Raw genomic sequence first — 4,032 nt, 5'->3', positions numbered from 1 at the left:
GTGTTAACGCGGAATGGCCACCCTGCGTTGGGTGGCCATTTCGGTGAAGAAGTCCGGCGGTGTCCTACTCTCCCACAGGGTCTCCCCTGCAGTACCATCGGCGCTGTGAGGCTTAGCTTCCGGGTTCGGAATGGGACCGGGCGTTTCCCTCACGCTATGGCCGCCGAAACACTATGGATGTTTCAGTCTGCACGAACATGATTCATGTTGGTGCGGTTCTCGACCGTACATCGAGAACCACTCAGTGGACGCAAGCACCGAAGAACGGTGTGTTATCAAGTCATCGGCTTATTAGTACCAGTCAGCTGCACGCATTGCTGCGCTTCCACATCTGGCCTATCAACCCAGTAGTCTGGCTGGGAGCCTCTCACCCGAAGGTATGGAAGTCTCATCTTGAGGCCGGCTTCCCGCTTAGATGCTTTCAGCGGTTATCCATCCCGAACGTAGCTAATCAGCGGTGCTCCTGGCGGAACAACTGACACACCAGAGGTTCGTCCAACCCGGTCCTCTCGTACTAGGGTCAGATCCTCTCAAACTTCCTACGCGCGCAGCGGATAGGGACCGAACTGTCTCACGACGTTCTAAACCCAGCTCGCGTACCGCTTTAATGGGCGAACAGCCCAACCCTTGGGACCTACTCCAGCCCCAGGATGCGACGAGCCGACATCGAGGTGCCAAACCATGCCGTCGATATGGACTCTTGGGCAAGATCAGCCTGTTATCCCCGAGGTACCTTTTATCCGTTGAGCGACAGCGCTTCCACAAGCCACTGCCGGATCACTAGTCCCGACTTTCGTCCCTGCTCGACCTGTCAGTCTCACAGTCAAGCTCCCTTGTGCACTTACACTCGCCACCTGATTGCCAACCAGGTTGAGGGAACCTTTGGGCGCCTCCGTTACTTTTTGGGAGGCAACCGCCCCAGTTAAACTACCCACCAGGCACTGTCCCTGAACCGGATCACGGTTCGAAGTTAGATATCCAGAGTGACCAGAGTGGTATTTCAACAACGACTCCACGTGAACTAGCGTCCACGCTTCACAGTCTCCCACCTATCCTACACAAGCCACACCGAACACCAATACCAAGCTGTAGTAAAGGTCACGGGGTCTTTCCGTCCTGCTGCGCGTAACGAGCATCTTTACTCGTAATGCAATTTCGCCGAGTTCGCGGTTGAGACAGTTGGGAAGTCGTTACGCCATTCGTGCAGGTCGGAACTTACCCGACAAGGAATTTCGCTACCTTAGGATGGTTATAGTTACCACCGCCGTTTACTGGGGCTTAAATTCTCAGCTTCGCCTTGCGGCTAACCGGTCCTCTTAACCTTCCAGCACCGGGCAGGCGTCAGTCCGTATACATCGTCTTGCGACTTGGCACGGACCTGTGTTTTTAGTAAACAGTCGCTACCCACTAGTCTCTGCGGCCTCCAAACGCTTTCGGAGCAAGTCCTTATACGCCGAAGGCCCCCCTTCTCCCGAAGTTACGGGGGCATTTTGCCGAGTTCCTTAACCACGATTCTCTCGATCTCCTTGGTATTCTCTACCTGACCACCTGAGTCGGTTTGGGGTACGGGCGGCTAGAACCTCGCGTCGATGCTTTTCTTGGCAGCATAGGATCACCCACTTTTCATCCGCATCGTGTCTCAGCCTCGATGAGGGACGGATTTGCCTATCCCCCGGCCTACGCACTTGCCCCGGGACAACCATCGCCCGGGTTGGGCTACCTTCCTGCGTCACACCTGTTAATACGCTAACCGCACCAGCATGGGGTCACGCGCTAGCTCCCACGCTCTCACCCCGAAGGGATCGATACACAGGAATTCGGGCGTTTAGCACCACTGGATTGATTGGGGCGGTTCTTCGCCGGTACGGGAATATCAACCCGTTGTCCATCGACTACGCCTGTCGGCCTCGCCTTAGGTCCCGACTTACCCAGGGAAGATTAGCTTGACCCTGGAACCCTTGGTCTTTCGGAGGACGTGTTTCTCACACGTCTTTCGCTACTCATGCCTGCATTCTCACTCGTGTGGCCTCCACGGCTGGGTCACCCCGCCGCTTCACCGGCCACACGACGCTCTCCTACCCATCAACACGGCTGGACCACGAAGGCCTACCAATAATGTCAATGCCACAACTTCGGTGGCGTGCTTGAGCCCCGTTACATTGTCGGCGCGGAATCACTTGACCAGTGAGCTATTACGCACTCTTTCAAGGGTGGCTGCTTCTAAGCCAACCTCCTGGTTGTCAAGGCAACTCCACATCCTTTCCCACTTAGCACGCGCTTAGGGACCTTAGTTGGTGGTCTGGGTTGTTTCCCTCTCGACTATGAAGCTTATCCCCCACAGTCTCACTGCTGCGCTCTCACTTACCGGCATTCGGAGTTTGGCTGACGTCAGTAACCTGGTAGGGCCCATCGGCCATCCAGTAGCTCTACCTCCGGCAAGAAACACGCAACGCTGCACCTAAATGCATTTCGGAGAGAACCAGCTATCACGAAGTTTGATTGGCCTTTCACCCCTATCCACAGCTCATCCCCTCAGTTTTCAACCTAAGTGGGTTCGGCCCTCCACGACGTCTTACCGTCGCTTCAGCCTGGCCATGGATAGATCACTTCGCTTCGGGTCTAGGACACGCGACTGAATCGCCCTATTCAGACTCGCTTTCGCTACGGCTACCCCACACGGGTTAACCTCGCCACGTATCGCTAACTCGCAGGCTCATTCTTCAAAAGGCACGCTGTCACCCCTGCTAAGGAGGCTCCAACGGTTTGTAAGCAAACGGTTTCAGGTACTATTTCACTCCCCTCCCGGGGTACTTTTCACCTTTCCCTCACGGTACTTGTCCGCTATCGGTCATCTGGGAGTATTTAGGCTTATCAGGTGGTCCTGACAGATTCACACGGGATTTCTCGGGCCCCGTGCTACTTGGGATACTCTTCACGCCAACACACGCATTTCGACTACGGGGCTATCACCCACTATGGCCCGCCTTTCCAAGCGGCTCGTCTATACGCTGCCGTCACGCCGGCTGCTCGGCAGAGCAGCCCGAAAAGTCCCACAACCCCGAATACGCAACTCCTGCCGGATATCACACGCACTCGGTTTAGCCTGTTCCGGTTTCGCTCGCCACTACTAACGGAATCGCGGTTGCTTTCTCTTCCTGTGGGTACTGAGATGTTTCACTTCCCCACGTTCCCTCTACCCGCCCTATATATTCAGGCGGGAGTCACTGGGTCGGCACGCCGCCCAGCGGGGTTTCCCCATTCGGACACCCTCGGATCAAAACTTGCTTATCAGTTCCCCGAGGCTTATCGCAGATTGCTACGTCCTTCTTCGGCTCCAGATGCCAAGGCATCCACCGTTTGCTCTTAAAGACTTGAAATCACATGAGTTCATCAAAAACCAGACCGGCCGAAACCGGACCAGCAAATGACTAATGATCTTTAAGATCATCAAAACGAACCGGCCGAAACCGGTTCGAAGATGCTCGCGTCCACTGTGTAGTTCTCAAAGTACGGGCGGTACCCTCCCCGCCTGCCCACCGGGCAGCCAGAAAAGGCCCCGAGGTTCGTCTGCTCCCGACCCGAAGATCGAAGCGCATCCGGTCCCTCAGGACCCAACAGCGTGCATGTGCGAGATCCAGCGATCTCCACGGTTCCAGCTGCAAGCAGCGTACTGAGTGAGGATCTCCATCCTTCGCACCAAGTCAAATGTTCCACCCATGAGCTGACCAGTCGAGGGCATTCGCCTCGAGTCTGGCTCTGGACACCCGGAGGTGTCAGATGCTCCTTAGAAAGGAGGTGATCCAGCCGCACCTTCCGGTACGGCTACCTTGTTACGACTTAGTCCTAATTACCGATCCCACCTTCGACGGCTCCCTCCACAAGGGTTGGGCCACCGGCTTCAGGTGTTACCGACTTTCATGACTTGACGGGCGGTGTGTACAAGACCCGGGAACGTATTCACCGCAGCGTTGCTGATCTGCGATTACTAGCGACTCCGACTTCATGAGGTCGAGTTGCAGACCTCAATCCGAA

3 rRNA genes (1 of these 3 cut by a window edge) are annotated in these 4,032 nt (G+C 55.8%); all 3 read right to left on the bottom strand.

The features are described 5' to 3' along the window. Nucleotides 1-51 precede the first annotated feature (51 nt). Nucleotides 52-168: ribosomal RNA gene (rrf, locus tag FHS08_RS16565) — 5S ribosomal RNA — on the bottom strand. Nucleotides 169-271: 103 nt separating this feature from the next. Continuing rightward, nucleotides 272-3,377 (bottom strand): 23S ribosomal RNA (locus FHS08_RS16560). A gap of 411 nt (nucleotides 3,378-3,788) precedes the next feature. Then, nucleotides 3,789-4,032 (bottom strand): 16S ribosomal RNA (locus tag FHS08_RS16555); it runs 1,378 nt beyond the window's last position. The 16S, 23S and 5S rRNA genes sit together here, the layout of an rRNA operon.

Source organism: Microbacterium ulmi, assembly GCF_011759705.1.
In the GTDB taxonomy this organism is placed as follows: domain Bacteria; phylum Actinomycetota; class Actinomycetes; order Actinomycetales; family Microbacteriaceae; genus Microbacterium; species Microbacterium ulmi.
The sequence above is the reverse complement of the archived record's forward strand: the minus strand, read 5'-3'. Positions and strand labels throughout refer to the sequence as shown.